The organism is Ignavibacteria bacterium, from assembly GCA_016873845.1.
In the GTDB taxonomy this organism is placed as follows: Bacteria; Bacteroidota; Ignavibacteria; order Ch128b; family Ch128b; genus JAHJVF01.
In genome coordinates this window covers 1-15,137 of the sequence record VGVX01000012.1, presented here as the reverse complement: position 1 = coordinate 15,137, position 15,137 = coordinate 1, and the positions used below count along the sequence as shown (strand labels likewise).

At 35.8% G+C, this 15,137-nt stretch carries 15 protein-coding genes; 1 reads left to right on the top strand and 14 read right to left on the bottom strand.

What is annotated here, in order from left to right; translation table 11 throughout:
* Nucleotides 1-11 precede the first annotated feature (11 nt).
* The 6 genes from porV to FJ213_04425 form a co-directional block, all read right to left on the bottom strand.
* Complete coding sequence (gene porV / locus FJ213_04450; GenBank protein MBM4175409.1) at nt 12-1,208, bottom strand: type IX secretion system outer membrane channel protein PorV; 1,197 nt, start codon at nt 1,206-1,208, stop codon at nt 12-14.
* A 31-nt stretch (nt 1,209-1,239) separates the two neighbouring features.
* Complete coding sequence (gene porU / locus FJ213_04445) at nt 1,240-5,277, bottom strand: type IX secretion system sortase PorU (GenBank protein ID MBM4175408.1); 4,038 nt, start codon at nt 5,275-5,277, stop codon at nt 1,240-1,242.
* A gap of 188 nt (nt 5,278-5,465) precedes the next feature.
* Complete coding sequence (locus tag FJ213_04440) at nt 5,466-6,017, bottom strand: HDIG domain-containing protein (protein ID MBM4175407.1); 552 nt, start codon at nt 6,015-6,017, stop codon at nt 5,466-5,468.
* 55 nt (nt 6,018-6,072) lie between these two features.
* Nucleotides 6,073-6,720 (bottom strand): endonuclease III, encoded by a 648-nt coding sequence (gene nth / locus FJ213_04435; protein ID MBM4175406.1) that lies wholly within the window; start codon nt 6,718-6,720, stop codon nt 6,073-6,075.
* Nucleotides 6,721-6,819: 99 nt separating this feature from the next.
* Entirely contained in the window at nt 6,820-9,108 is a 2,289-nt protein-coding gene (locus FJ213_04430) for a tetratricopeptide repeat protein (protein MBM4175405.1), read from the bottom strand.
* A gap of 186 nt (nt 9,109-9,294) precedes the next feature.
* Nucleotides 9,295-9,831, bottom strand: coding sequence for a GNAT family N-acetyltransferase (locus FJ213_04425; protein MBM4175404.1), 537 nt, complete (start codon nt 9,829-9,831; stop codon nt 9,295-9,297).
* A gap of 10 nt (nt 9,832-9,841) precedes the next feature.
* Between FJ213_04425 and FJ213_04420 the strand changes: the two genes are divergently transcribed.
* Nucleotides 9,842-10,084, top strand: coding sequence for a hypothetical protein (locus tag FJ213_04420; GenBank protein ID MBM4175403.1), 243 nt, complete (start codon nt 9,842-9,844; stop codon nt 10,082-10,084).
* Nucleotides 10,085-10,624: 540 nt separating this feature from the next.
* Here FJ213_04420 and FJ213_04415 read toward each other — a convergent pair.
* The 8 genes from FJ213_04415 to FJ213_04380 form a co-directional block, all read right to left on the bottom strand.
* Nucleotides 10,625-11,245, bottom strand: coding sequence for a hypothetical protein (locus FJ213_04415; protein ID MBM4175402.1), 621 nt, complete (start codon nt 11,243-11,245; stop codon nt 10,625-10,627).
* A gap of 15 nt (nt 11,246-11,260) precedes the next feature.
* Entirely contained in the window at nt 11,261-11,566 is a 306-nt protein-coding gene (locus FJ213_04410) for a hypothetical protein (protein ID MBM4175401.1), read from the bottom strand.
* A 185-nt stretch (nt 11,567-11,751) separates the two neighbouring features.
* Nucleotides 11,752-12,468, bottom strand: a complete 717-nt coding sequence (locus tag FJ213_04405) for a hypothetical protein (GenBank protein MBM4175400.1) — start codon at nt 12,466-12,468, stop codon at nt 11,752-11,754.
* A 339-nt stretch (nt 12,469-12,807) separates the two neighbouring features.
* Nucleotides 12,808-13,149 carry a hypothetical protein gene (locus FJ213_04400; GenBank protein ID MBM4175399.1) on the bottom strand — a complete coding sequence of 114 codons (342 nt, stop codon included), beginning with the start codon at nt 13,147-13,149 and terminating at the stop codon, nt 12,808-12,810.
* 170 nt (nt 13,150-13,319) lie between these two features.
* The gene (locus FJ213_04395; GenBank protein MBM4175398.1) at nt 13,320-13,517 is read right to left on the bottom strand and encodes a hypothetical protein; all 198 of its coding nucleotides are present in this window, start codon (nt 13,515-13,517) and stop codon (nt 13,320-13,322) included.
* 513 nt (nt 13,518-14,030) lie between these two features.
* On the bottom strand, nt 14,031-14,237 hold the full coding sequence (locus FJ213_04390) for a hypothetical protein (GenBank protein ID MBM4175397.1): 207 nt from the start codon (nt 14,235-14,237) through the stop codon (nt 14,031-14,033).
* Between the two features lie 34 nt (nt 14,238-14,271).
* On the bottom strand, nt 14,272-14,499 hold the full coding sequence (locus tag FJ213_04385; GenBank protein MBM4175396.1) for a hypothetical protein: 228 nt from the start codon (nt 14,497-14,499) through the stop codon (nt 14,272-14,274).
* Nucleotides 14,500-14,522: 23 nt separating this feature from the next.
* The gene (locus FJ213_04380; protein ID MBM4175395.1) at nt 14,523-15,035 is read right to left on the bottom strand and encodes a hypothetical protein; all 513 of its coding nucleotides are present in this window, start codon (nt 15,033-15,035) and stop codon (nt 14,523-14,525) included.
* Between the last annotated feature and the right edge of the window lie 102 nt (nt 15,036-15,137).

Sequence of the window (15,137 nt, the reverse complement as noted above, 5' to 3'; positions counted from 1 at the left end):
AATTCCAACGATCAAATCCCTGAAGGAAATCCTTTAGATGGTTTTAGAATCGAACCCCAGCCGATCTGCAATGTGAATCGGAGTGTTTCAGCAAGTGGATGATTTTCCATTCCTTTGAATACTGAAGTAGTAATATAACTGAAATCGAACCCGTACATTTCATAACGAATTCCAGCTCCGAGTGTGATGAATTTCCTATTTCCATAGTCCGGGTCTTCATAAAAGAATCCGGCACGGACTGCAAACATAAATTCGCCAGGGATACCGTACCAATATTCCAGTCCCATCGAAGTGACTATATCCCTTAACTCTTCTCTAAATGGTTGATCTGCCCAAGCAGTGAAAATTGTTTCGTAAAATTCCTTACGCTTTACTGGTGCGGCTGTTGTATCGACAGTACCGCGAAATGCTTTTCCCTTATCAACCAAGAGTTTGCTGAAATCAACTGTGTAAGTGAGAGAGTTGTAATCTAAATCGAGCAAACGCACCGCCATGCCAAGTCTGAAATTTGTCGGGATCGGATCTGCCTGTTCTTGATCAATGTAATATATTTTTGGTCCGATATTACTTAAGTTCATTCCTATGCTCAGTTTCTTACCAAGATTTCCAATTAAAGGAATTGGAAGATTTTGAGGTCTCCACATTCCAGCAACGTCAAAACTTACAGTAGTTGCAACACCTTTACCTTCTTCTAATTCTGTACCTTTGTCTGAAAGACGGCTGTGGATTAATCTAAGATTTCCACCAATTCCCCACGAGGGAGAAAGCTTTGTCGCATAACCAAAAGTTAATGCAGCATCAAATGATCTGAATGTGCCAATCGGATCGGGACTATTAGATGCAGTTCGAACAAACTCACCGTAGTTCATGTAAGTCACACTTGATGTAATGCTTCCGCTAATGCTTGGCAAGTAATGTCGAAACGTCAAGTAGTCGTAAAACAAATCGAGCTTGAATTGAGGCAGCCAATTTGAATGCGTGATGCTTAATTCTGTTCCATCTAAGAATGCAATGCCTGCTGGATTCCAGAAAATTGCCGCCGAGTTATCCGCCAATCCTGAGCCTGACTCACCGATGCCGCCAGCCCGCGAATCTGGGGCTAATAATAAAAATGGTACTGCAGCTTCGCCTTGTGCATAAACTGAATTTGTTTGAAAAAATAATCCTGCGAGCGCAACGATTATTAATATTTTTGATGATATCTTCATCTTAATTTATATCCTCCGATGATTAAAACTATTATCTTACTATTGCTAATTTACCAATCGCTTCGTTTTTGTAATTATTATCGAGCGAATTTACTATTATTTTATACAAATAAACACCATTACCAAGCTGATCTCCTTCAGCATCTCTTCCATCCCAAGAGACTTTTATAAATTTTTCAACTGCGTTGTTTCGCTCAATGGTCTGAATCAGTCTGCCCGCTATTGTATAAATTTTAATCTTAAAATTCACAGGCTTATCAAAATTGTGTTGGAATGTGAAGACTGTATTTCCAGCCGTAGGATTTGGATAATTAAATACGTCTCTTATGGTTACAATATTATCCCCGACCACTTCGAAATCAGTCGATAATGCTGATGGATTGTTGAAAACATCCCATGCTGTAACATTTAACCGATGCGAGCCTTGGGAAAGCTGACTCAATTGATATTTCACTTCCCCTTTTTTATTTCCTTGATCTAATGCACCTTGAAAATAATTTGTTAGATCAATTGGGTTGGTGATATCTTCGTCCAAAACAGCTTCCATCTTGTGCCCAATTCCGGTACCAGTTGTGTTTATACCAGTCTCGTCTTCTAATTTGATAATAAGCATTGGCGAAGTTCCAACGAGATAAGCTCCTGAAGAAGCATCATTATCAAAGAAGATGTCAATTTTGGGACCGAGCTTATCAGTAATATTAATTGTATCGGCAGCAACGACTTTGATGTTTTCAGTCATTCCAAAACCATCCACATCTGTACTACTGAAGTAAACCGTAACTTTGCCTCGATTGCTTTCATATGAAACATCTTTCGGCACAACGAATTCAGATTTAAATTCTCCATTCCTAATCATGCTTCTGCCGCGAAATATTATTCCGCCTGAGAGTTCAATACCCCCAAAGAAAGCATTAAAATAAGGCCATTCTGGTATTTCCTGAAATCTTTTTGAATCGTATACGGTGATCAATGCTTCACCACTCAAACTCGTCAATACATTTCCAGTCGAATCCTTAATTACTCCTGCAAGAGAGGTATTTGAAAGAGACTTGATCTCAACAATTGCATTAGTCGATCTTGAATTAATTGAATCCACACCTGCAATGTGAATTGGAACATTCAAGAATATTGTCGGGTCACCAAAAAGATGATACTTCTGATCATTATCGTCTATTCGATTTTTCTTTGTGAGAAAATATGCCATCCCAATCGTTGGCTGAGTTGAATTTGAGTTACGCCAATTGAACATTTTCGTAAAAAGTTCTTCATTGAGTTCGGCATTTAAGTGAGACCACACTGCCCGTGCAGAGGTGAAAACACAAATCGCTCCGCCATCATCTTTTATAAGCAACAGCTCAGCAGAACTTTGACTTGCAGGATTATCGTACTCACCGAAATCACAAGTTGCCGCAGAGAGAAAGAACAATCGATTTTTGTTCTTGAACTGCGGGATCGAAATCGCTTTTTCAAATACGAATTCGTGTGTCCAAACTTCAGGATTGCCATGCCCGATAAAATTCAAAACTAAAGTCCCCTCATTCACGGCATTAGCTATCGCTTTATTCACATCCGGTTTTCTTCTGCCGCTTGCGGTCTCAACAGTCGGATATTGAATTAAATAAATCTTCTTCTTATCAAAATGCTTTGGAGCAGTTACCGTACCACGTGATAACCTTTCAGTTTGAGAAGTGTGCAGATCGCCATCATCTCCTTTTGTGGTTTTTCCATCATCTGCAACGTAGGTAATTAAATTTCTCCATTGACCGAAATCTTGTGTATTCTCATAGCTGATAATTTTATCGACCGCGGTTTTTGCTTCTTCAGTGGAACGGCATGTTATTCTCCCCATCACAAGATCGACATTCAAATCATTTCCAATTATCCTTGCATAAAAATCATCTGTCGGGTAACTATAAATTAGAAACAGACTTTCTTGTGTCTCATACGGCGGAATGAAATTTTTTCCATATGCTTCGATGTTTCGATAGTCATAGTCACCATCGCCAAACAGCAAAACATAAACAGGTTTGACTGTCCAATTCTGATAAGCGAATCTTAAGAAATCTCGAATGGCAGAGACATCTAAAATTCCTGAGCTAAACTCATTATAAATTTCTTCTAATCTTACGATTGTCGTTTTAATAGGATGTCTCTTTCGAGTTTCTTTGTAAGACTTCAACCTATCCGCTTGAGATTTAAATTCTAATGGAGTAATTATTATAAATTCAGCTCCCTCGGTTGAGCCGTGTAAATTTTGATTGCTGATTTTCACAACTTCTACCGGATTTGTGAAACCATTTTTTCCAACGGCATAATATCGAGATGGATTAGTTTCAGACTCATTAGCTTTGAAATTAAATTGCATTCCACTGACAGACCCGCCGCCGATGAATTTAACATCGCTGAAATCAGTCACATCAAATATGTTTATCTCACTGCTGCTGAAATTCCCGACGCGGTATTCATTAACAGCAGTTTTAAGAGGAGAAAAAAACATGATTTTGTCTGATTCTGCACTCAGAGATCTGGGGTAGTGAATTTCAAAATAATCAAGATACCCATTGGCGACTGGATCAGTAACATTGTAAGTTAATCGCAAAACACTTCGACTATCAGGAAGTGTTGAACTACGTGTAAAAGTCCGAGATGCTTTTTGAGCATAATATCCAATTCCATCATCGATGGAAATTGGATTTACCGGAATCGATCCAAGCAGAGAAGAATTTTCGTCAACTGAAAAAGTTACAATGGAGGGAGCACGTGATAGAACATTTATCTTATACGATATTGTTTGTTCAGGAATCAAGCCAGGTAATTTATTTGTGTAGACTCTATAATTAGTCCTATCATTAAATTCATCACCGAACCATTCTCTTCCGGTTTTTGAAACTTTCTTTTTGAATTCATGATTTAGTATGAATCCAGTAACTGAATTTACTACTTCAGTTGCCGGTTCGGTGGACGACGCTTTTAGAGAAATTCTTTTACCATTTGAACCACCCCAGCTAAGCCAATAATAATTGTTATCAGAATAACTGTGAAAGTAATGAGAGAAAGTTTTTAACGAACTATTATACTCCCAACTTTTTGTTCCTCTTCCATAAAACACAATTGCATCTGAGTTATCAAACTTACCATCATCCTCACCGATAACTTGTATCGCATTTTCAATTAGATCAGTTGTACGGGGCTGTTCCGGACGCTCATCAAGCATTCTTCCGCCATTATTGAAAATTTTTATAGTACGTGGATCTACTCCACCCAGTTCAATACCCTTTGCTTTCAAAAAGGCATTATCCATTTTGTAAATGCCTTCATCAGTGATCTTTATTCTATACCAGTTCCCACTGCTAAGAACACTATTTGTTACTTTCTTAAAGTTCTTAGTTCTTTTTTCAAAAGTCCAATTCCATGCAACATTTGAGTTCAATAGGTCATCCACCACGAATGTAGATTTTCCAGTCAAAGACAGATCTGAGCTCATAGGTCCATAGGTTACTTGTACAACAATCTTTTTGAAAATGCGAACAAGATTTTGTGATGTAATTTGCTGGTAAGGAAAAATTTTAATAGTTCCAATGATTTGATCTCTAAGAAATCCAACTTCTTCTAATTGAGCAATCGCCGGTGCATCGGTCAAATTCGGTTGAAACGACGCTGATGCAACTTCACTCTCGGTTAAGAAACCATTTTCATAAACTAAATAAGGTACAGTTTTAAGTTTAGTACCTTGAATATCTACAAACTCAGTTGAAATAATGGAAACAACATTACCGTAAAGCGACTGCAAACCTATATTTTGTGAACGGTAACGATAATCCAACGAACCGGCATTTCTAAAATCAGCGCTGGATGCTTTCCTAAATAAAGGAAGAATCTCATTTCGTTTACTCTCTAATTTAGTGATGTCTTCTATATACTGAGGAGTAAACTCAAAAGTTATCCCTCTTGCGGATGATAGCAGAACCTTAATATCATCAGCTGCATTGATAGTGCCGGCAAAGATGAGGATAACGTATAAGACTGGGAGAAAGATTACTTTTTTCATAATAAAAAACCGACTGTTCATAAATTCATGAACACCCGGTTCCCCTTTTTAATTTCTTTACAATACATTCTTATGTCAATTGATATATTTGTTTGAATTATATCGTAAAGAGATTAAATAGTCATTTTCCTTTTTTGTTCGGCACAAATATAAATACTTTTTTGAAGTTTTGTCAAGTTATTTAACATTGGATGCAAAAAATTGTTTCTTCATAATCTTAATAACTCTTTATTTTTCCTCATTGCATCGATACAAAATTGAATGTGATCATCGAGTTTAATCCCTATTTCATCAGCTCCAAGAATTATATCTTCCCGGCTTACGTTTCTTGCAAATGCTTTATCCTTCATTTTTTTAAGAACCGATTTTACCTCTACTTCCTCGACAGTTTTATTAGGTCTTACTAATGCGACAGCGGTAATGAAGCCCGCTAATTCATCACAAGCAAAAAGCGACTTTGCCAATAAAGTATCCCGCGGAACATCTGTATATGATGCATGACCAAGTATTGCACGCCGGATCTTTTCACTTACTCCCTTCTCGGCTAAAATCTCAGCCCCCTTCTTTGGATGTTCTGGAGCTGTTGGATACATTTCATAATCAAAGTCGTGCAGGATTGCAGTGACACTCCATTCTTCATTTTCCTCATTAAATTTTTCGGCATAAGCAAGCATACATACCTCAACAGCAAATGCGTGCTTTCTCAATGCATCACTTTTAGTGTATTCAAATAGGATATCGATTGCTTGCTCTCGATTCATTCCACTATTCCAAAATTTTTTTATCTTTATTTTATTTTCAATTATAAATTTTACATTATACAATCACAGATGGGCAAATATCATTTAGAAAACAAATCTCACACTTAGGTTTTTTGGCATTACAAACATGTCTTCCATGATTTGCGATTCTATGCGAAGTTTTCACCCAATCTTTCTTTGGGATAATTTTCGTCAGCTCATACTCAATTATTTCTGGATCATCAGTATCGACGAAGTGGAAAAGTTTTGAAAGTCGTTTGACATGCGTATCAACGGCAAAAGCAGGGGTGTTAAATGCATTACCAAGAACCACTGAAGCAGTTTTCCTTCCGACTCCAGGAAGTTTTGTTAATGATTCCATATCTGAAGGAACTTTGCCACCGTATTCATCTATCAATTCTTTACAGCAGGCTTTAATGCTTTTAGTTTTCTGTTTATAAAAACCAGTTGAAAAAATTTCTTTTTCCAAATCTTCCTTACTTATTTCGATAAAGTCATGAGGAGTCTTTAATTTTTTGAATAATTTCTCAGTTACGATGTTTACCCGTTCATCAGTACATTGAGCGGATAAAATCGTTGCAATCAGCAGTTCAAATGGATCGTTAAACTCCAGCTGGATTTCCGAGTCAGGATAATTCTTTTTCAATCGCCTTAGAATTTCAGCATTTCTTCGTCCGTCAAAATATCTTTCTTCATGTTTCATTATTAGATCTAAATCCGATTTTTGTTAATTCAATTCAAAATATTCAATTGGAAGTACTCATACAATACTTCAAATAAAAAAGTTATTATAACAAATTGATTATTCAATTGGGAAGGAAATGGTGAATGTCGAACCGACACCGACTTCACTAGCAGCTTTGATAGTTCCTGAGAGAGCTTCGACAAATTCTTTGCAAATTACAAGTCCTATCCCGGTTCCTTTTTCGTTATTAGTTCCTAGGGTTGACTCCATATCATCAACAGAAAAAATTCGGTTTAGCCGTTCTGATGCGATCCCAACACCATTATCCTGAATTGATATTTCAACCAAACGATCATATTTCGATAGTTTGATCGTAACTTTACTATTAGGATGACTGAATTTAATTGAATTTGAAATCAAATTTCTCAATATAGTATGAAGCATTTCCCTGTCCGATTTGAAATGGACAATTTGATCGGAAATAATCAGTATAGCTATATTCTTACTCTTCGCATACTGACTTTCGAAATCAATAACCGAACTGATAAGTTCGTATAAATCTACAGTCTCTTTTCGAACCGCAAGTTTTTTCACCTGGAGTCTTGACCAATGTAAAAGATTCTCAGTAACTTCCAATAACACCTTGGATGCTTTATAAACGATCCTGCTGTAATCCGAGATCTGCTGAGTTGTTAGACTATCAGTTTCTGAGATCAGAATTTCCGAATAATTAAGCAATGAATTAAAAGGTCCTTTGAGGTCATGGGCTATAACCGAAAACAATCTGTCCTTCATTCGAACATCTTCTTCAAGTGAAATATTTATTTGAGAAAGTTTCTGGTTAAGCCGCTCCAATTCATCTTTCTGCTGCAAAAGTTGTGAAGATACTTTTCTCTTGAAGTAATAATAGCGCAATAGGCCAAGTACAAACAATACCATGATCAGCAAAGTGACTGCAAGCCAATTGCGAAATATCTTTTCTTTTTCTATTTCAGCTTCTTTAAGTTTGTTATCCTCTCGTAACTTATAAAGCTCTGACTCTCTCTTATTTTCTTGATATTTTAATTCCCATTCGCTCACATTAGTGCTTAGCTGTTCAAGTCGTAAGTTATTCAAAGCCTGCATATAATTCTCATAGTATTCTAATGCTTTTGCATGCTCGCCAACCTTTTTCATTATTCTTGAATAAAGAAAGCTGCCATCTATAATTAAGTCAATAAAATTTTCTTGATAAGCGATTTCAAGTGCATTATCTAAATTTTTTCTTGCAGTAGTCAAATCCTCCTGCTCATAATTTATCTTAGCAAAAGAATAGTAAGTAGTTGCGAGCGAAAATTTATCATTTGCTTTCCGTGCAGTATCTAAGGCGGCATAGAATATTTCTTTTGCTTTACTGAAATTTCCCAAACCTGCATATGCCTCACCTAAATAGATCATTGAATAGGCGACTGAATTCAGTTCATATGCTTCGTGATAATGTGTAATTGCTTCCAGGCTCGCTTGTATTGACTTCTGAAATTCCTTCCGCTGAAGATATAAAATGCTTAGTAGATGATTAGAATATGCAACACCGAAAGTATATCCCAATTCTTTTGAGGCCTTCAGCGATTTCTCGAATCCAGATTGTGCCTTATCGAAGTGGTTTAATTTGAGATATATATAACCAATATTGTTGCTTGTCACTACTATTCCAGTACTGTCTCCAATGCGTTCACGAATCGATAGCGATTCGGTATAATGTTCCAATGCTTTTTGGTAATTGCCCAACCGCCAATGAACTACCCCAATATTATTAGCAGACATTGCTATACTTGACTGAATATTGAGTTCTTTTCGTATCTCATAAGCTCTGTAATGATACTTCAGAGCTTCAGAATTTTGACCTTTTCTCCAAAAGAGCATACCGAGACTTGAATTAGAAAGGGCTTCATTTTTTCTATCATCGACTGCTTTGAACAGCATCAGAGCTTTTTCAAAAATTAATATTGCACTGTCGATCCTTCCACTTTTTTCATATGTATCTCCGAGATTGTCATACAAAGCCGCCATCTTTGCAGAATCATTCAGAGATTTGAAAATTTGAAATGAAATTTTTTGGTTCTGTTCTGCTTTATCATATATCTTTAATCGGTAATAAGCCTTCCCAATCAATTGATTGGATGAAGCAATCGACGACCGAGAATCTAATTTTAATGATAATTCCAGAGCTTCATTACCCAATTTTAATGCTTCATTTGGCTGTGGTTTGACTATTAATTCACCAAGTTCGATAAGCAGCTCAATGCGTTCTTTTCCAGTTGATTTTTCTAAAAGGTTTTTAAGACTATCAATCTGACTTGAATATGAGATATTAAAAAAAAGAGATATGAATAAAAGTTGTATAATAAATTTATTGATAGTATTCATTGGTTGAAAAAATAAAAAAAATTCAAAAACATTCCCGAAGGCGCTCTATTTCATTTATAACTTTTTTCATGGGAATTTTCCTTGTTCATATTAAGAAAAGACTATCTAACATTCAAATGAAATCTCTAAAAATAAAAGTTAGATGCAAACAATAATTAACAACTTAATTTATTAAGAAGTAAATTTTCATTTATCTGCTTCCTTGTGTGAATTTAACAGCTCATAAATTAGCGTGTTCTTCAACGACTTTGAAGGCTTAAAGCCGAACTTCTCTAATAGTTTAATCGATTTAATATTATCAAATGCTACTTCGGCCTCGAGAATACTCAGTCCTAAATTCTTAAATCCAAACTCAATCACTTTGGGAATCACTTCTTGCATGATACCCTTGCCTTGTTGAGTTGTAAGCAGTTCAAAACCAATTTCTGCTTTTGAGTGTTCAATTGAGATTTTCCAGAGACAGATCGTACCGAGTAATTTATCTTCTCCCTTCCGAGTTATTCCCCAATAAGTCAGTTCGTTCTCTGAGATACTTGAATTAATCTTTTTTATGAACTCTCTGGCATCATTAACAGATTGAGCTCTTGGTCTATTTAGATATTTCGCAATATTCTTATCAGCTCGGAGTGCGAATATTTCATTGTCATCCTCTCTTACAACTTGACGTAAGCAAAACCTTTGAGATGTCAACTCGGGAAAAGACGAGAAATTGGGTCGATTCATAGTTTAATTTATGAAAGAATTAAATTTAATAAAACACAATGTAGTTTCACGAATCTCGATGCGAAGCACAAAACGTCATTATCAAAGATATAAAATCATACATATTTGCATTCGCGTTACGGCTTATCCAGTCTACAAAGAATTTGAGAGAGTGTTAGAAAAAAATCAATTTTGTATAAGCGTTGAAAAATCAATTGAAGAAATAAAGCAATACTCCAACTACAAATACGCTTCCCAAATCAAAGCACATTAAAACTAAACTCCTACGGTTAAATGATACTCAAAAGCAGATAATGAAAATAATTTAATTGTTGGGTGCTGCAATGCACAAAACAGGAGAGAGATTTATGAGTCGAATCATGCCTATCGGCAGACAAGTCTAATAAGGTATCTTAAAATGGAAGATGCTTCGAATTTCTTCTAAAATGTAAGACGAATTTATATCCATTAGCTAACGGATGACCTTTTTAGAGCAGGCTCATTTATTTTTATGGGTGGATCATTTTTCAGCGGGATTTTTCATGAAGCAATAAATTATCAATTTAGTCTGCGAGTTAATTTATCCCTCACAAATAACAGCTTCATACTCTTGCAGAAGTCTATGCACAGGATGATGCAAAAAAAATTGTTGAGGAATTTATCGCAGCCTGGAATAAGGTGATGAATCTTGACCGGTTTGATTTGAAGTAAACGACCCGCTAGTCATTCTGATTCCGATTTATCGATTATGGGTTTGGTAATATGTCCATTTGCGGTTTGTGGGGAGGGGCACCACTATCTTTCGTTACAAATCTTAGTGCAGTGCAGAACCAACCAAGTTACCACTACGCCCGCCATTGGTTACATTGTGTTTGGCAATTTTCAATTTTTTATTCTTTTGTAATTCATTTACTATTAAGTTTGGTATGTTATTCAGACAGACATTGTTAATATCAATAGTAAAATCTGCTCGGCTATAAGAATCTTTAAAATAGTTATAATCTGCTTTGATCTCTTTTAAATATCTTCTTTTCCTTGTTTTATCCATTATTACCGTAATAGGATTTGAGTCTTTGTCATAAAATGTTAATCTGCCTAATACATTCTCAAACGAATCCTTTATATAGATTGAATACAAGTCATTAGCAGCTTTGTGTTTTTTGTATACCTGAAGATACGAAAATTTTAATCCTGATGGTGTCCCTGAAATTACGGAATCAGTGTCTTTGGAAAACAGACTGTCTAAAACTATGCTTGCTTTTTCTCTGTACTCATTCATTGAAAAACATTCATCTTGAATCCTTTCTATGGATTTTTTGTAATAATTTTGGATCTCAATATCCAAGTCGTAGAATTTGAGACCAATTTTATCAGCTAATAATCTTCCAATTGTTGTTTTTCCAACACAACTAATCCCAATCAGATATAAAATCATTGGCAACTGTTAAAATTAAAAATCATATTTACGTTTTTCCATCGGAATAGATTTTACTTTTGCGATATTTTTCAATATTGTTTTTAATGTAGAATCTAATCTTTCTTTATCTGGGGGAGTTCCACAAAATAAGTCATCCAATTCATTGTCATCGGCTTCCATTATTTTCCGAGTTAGTTTTTCAGCTTTCTCAATGTATTCAGTCTCATTTTTACGGTCATAAGATAGAAAGCCGTAACGCAAAGTTAAATCGTGAGTCAATTGTTCGGCTTGGATTAAAATACCATCGTATGCTTCTGTTGATAAATCGCTTGTATCCATATGTAAGGTGTCTGTTTTGCTTGCTGTTAACGTTCTCGGGCATTACGCCTGGCGGCAGGCAGGTTCGAGCGGGTTTTGAAGCACAAAACTCTCAATAAGCACTGAACCTGAATAGAAGAATTACTTTTCAATTTTCCACTGCACCCGTCATTACGCAAAACCCGTGTTAGCGGTTCGTTGTTTTTTCATTCTATAATTAATTTACCATCTTCTGTTAAAATCAATTTTTCATTTTTTTCAACTTCAAGAGTAATCTCTGGCGTGTCGTCCGTTCCAATTATATTTCTGTAAATTTTATATGTATAGATACCGTTTGTAAAAGTAATAACATGGTTACCACCACTCCCTTGAAACTCTAATTCTCCGTTGTTTATAATTAAGTCAGGTTTTGACGATTCTTTTTCGCCAATTTTCCAAGAAGCATATCTGTATTTGTAGTCTGATAATTTATCTATTCGGATAAGATAATTTTTGGTGATTATTTTATATGTTGGACTTTGAAAAGTTTTTAACGAGTTGTGCAGTTTTTCTCTTTCCTTTTCAATTAATGCTTGAATTTGATTTTTTTCAAACTCACTTTGATAGTTCACTGCTATTATTTTTCCTTCGTAGCTATCTATCCAAACAGCACCATTGTCTAACATAATACCTCTCCAACCAATTTCAGACCATTGTTCCACTTTTGAATTTGAAATCTTGTCTGTAAGTGATTTGTCAAATATTTCATTGAATCTCATCTTTAATTCTTTTCCGTTTTTTACACTTGGTATCGGATACTCTCTCGTTAACGGATAATTAACTACTTTAGAAATGCTGTCAATGTTGCCCTCCTTGAATAATGTTATTACGTTCTTGATAAATGTCATTTTGTTGTCGTCAAATTCTTCAATGTCGTCAAACATTTCTTGTTTTAGTTTTTGGTCATCTGTTGTGTCAACCAATTTTTCATCTGTTGTTGATGTATTTTTATTGTCGGTTTGGTTGCACCCGAAAAGAAAAAGTCCAATTACAATTAATGTCAGTTTAAAATGTTTCATTTCTATTTATGTTCATTGCCTGCTGTGGCTTACAACAATGCCGCTAACGGTCAGGGACTAACGGACTATTTTTTTGCGGGGGTTCATTGCTCGTCAGTGTCGCATTGCACGAAAGTAAATTTTTTGCTCTCATTTTCATCTTGCTTATCAACCCTGCCAAAAAATATTTTCGTTTAATCTTTTTGTTAGTTGCAGTTTTACTTTTCATAGTCGTATAATCAGTCCACGATTTATTTCTTTTGGAAGTTCGGACTTCTCAATTATCTCTCCCGTTTCTTTGTCAACGATTGACGTAGGTTTGGAGTGCGCCTTCAAATATTTTTCTCGTTCCTTTTTCTTTTCCGTCAACTCTTTGATTTTATCGTCAAGTTCTTTCCAAAGTTTGTCTAAGGAAAAATCCCAGACAGTTCTTGTTGAAATTGCAACTGTCGCATTTGAATATGAGGAGGTTTTTCTATTGGTATTCTCTTGCTTATTTGTCTGCGCAACTTGGACGCTTGCTTGAACGAGGGTGTATTTCTTGATTTTGTCAATGAGCGTTTTCAAATATGTTTCATACCGTTTAAGTTCAATGTAAACTGTTAGCAAGTCGTATTTCTTGCTGTCAATATAACTACTTGACCGTTTTCATTGGCGATGCGAACAACTTCTTGCTTGTCAATCTTGCGGTCTATGTCGCCAAGTTTTAGAATTAAGTTTGCCATAGTGAAGTATTTTTAGTTAGTTATTTTGTCGTATGCGTGACAAATAAATTCATCTGAATTTCTCTGGTCAAGCCGTGTTAAGTTACAAAGTATTTCTTCTTCACCTTGCTCGTCATTCTTCTTGCAACTTAGACAAAGTTGGGGTTTCGGAATTAAGTCAGGGTTAAGTTCGTTTCCGCTATCGTCAAAGTAGCCGAAAATTTTATCCATTTGATGTCACTTTATTTTTGGTTAATACTTGCTGACACTTTGAATTTGTGATGCCGTTTGTTCGCAGCACAAAAATTGTCGCTAACGTGTGCGGCAACAACGCCTGCCGAAGGCGACCCTTCGGGAGTTGCTTTTGCCGCTACAAAAAGATGCGGCGGAAGCCGTTATCATCAACTCATTTCCTGCAGCTTAAGCTGCAAACTCCCGACAAGTCAGGACGGTAAAAAACATTGAGCAACTTTTTAGTTCTCATCAAATGTGGGGGCGTAGTTGTTAGGCGTTTTAGGCGCATTGCCCTCACCTGAGAATACTATAACGAATTCTTGATAAGTCTTCATCCGCAATCGGTTTTCGAAATACAAACAAGTGTTCGTGCATTATGAGATAGAACTTAAAACTCTTCGCCTTAGCTTTCCAGCGTTGAGCATATTTTGTATTGTGCTGAGTCTTAATAATTTCCTCTTTCAATGCAAAGCCATTCCGGAGGCAACGTTCGAGAACGATTTATCAATACTAAACCTTCTGTTGCGAATTATTGATAGCCTGGAATAGTAGAACAGCGTTTTTATATGACCCAAAAACTGCTCTAATTTTTGGGCCCCAATCAGAATATTGTAGCCACGCATCTTCATTTTCACAAAAGAATTCTGTAAACGACTCAAGATCCTTGATCTGATCAAATTCCTTCTTCCAATTCTTCTTTTTAAGTAATGTTCGCATTTAACTTGTACTCCTAATATCTTTAGTTAAATCTTTAAACAATTTGTTCTATCTCCCAGAAAGCCTGTGGATAGTGCCTCAAGAACTCATCGATATTCCATGATATGTCTGCACTATCAATACCGCAGTCGTATAACTTACGTCCACCGAATCTAAGAAAATGAGTAGCATTGAATATACCGTTGTTGAGGGAAGCTTCTATGGTACGATTTTGCAAGTTTATCATTATTTCTAGTAATTCTTTTGTATTTACTTTTTTCATAAAATGCCCTTGTAGCAAGATGGTTAGATACGTTCTTGCAACAAACTAATTTCAATGGTCTTTGAGTGTAGTGCTGAAAGTGTTTCATAATCTATAAATCTGACCCGTTCCGATATAGGTTTGAATGCGTTGTTGGATAATTTGGAGTGATATTCTTTCTTTCTGTTTTTGTCGGCAACAATTCTGAAGTGCACGTTGAGGTCTTGAAGTTCGATAAATTTAAGAAGCGAATTATTAATATCGGAGGAATGTTCAACTTCGAAGAATGAATCCGGCATTTTTCTCTCATTGAACCACACAACATCAATTGTCTGAACTCGCTTAACAAGGTGATCATAGCTGAAAGGATAAATTTTATGAACCGTAACATATTCGGAAAGAGGCTTCGTTAAAAATGTTTTATTTTTGTCTTGGCTCGGTACAAAAGTATTGAACTTTCTCAAATTCCCAATTTCAACCAAGAGACCTTGGTAATATGAATGTGCATATTCAGATCTCTTCGATTCTCTTACTACTGGAACAATTGATTCTGGCAACTTCTGCTTGAATTCTTTAAGCGCCCATAATCCAGGGCGTATTTTAAAGAAGAATCTCGGGTCCTGAACAATTCGCCTTATTGAGGCAAAGGGTGTTTTTGT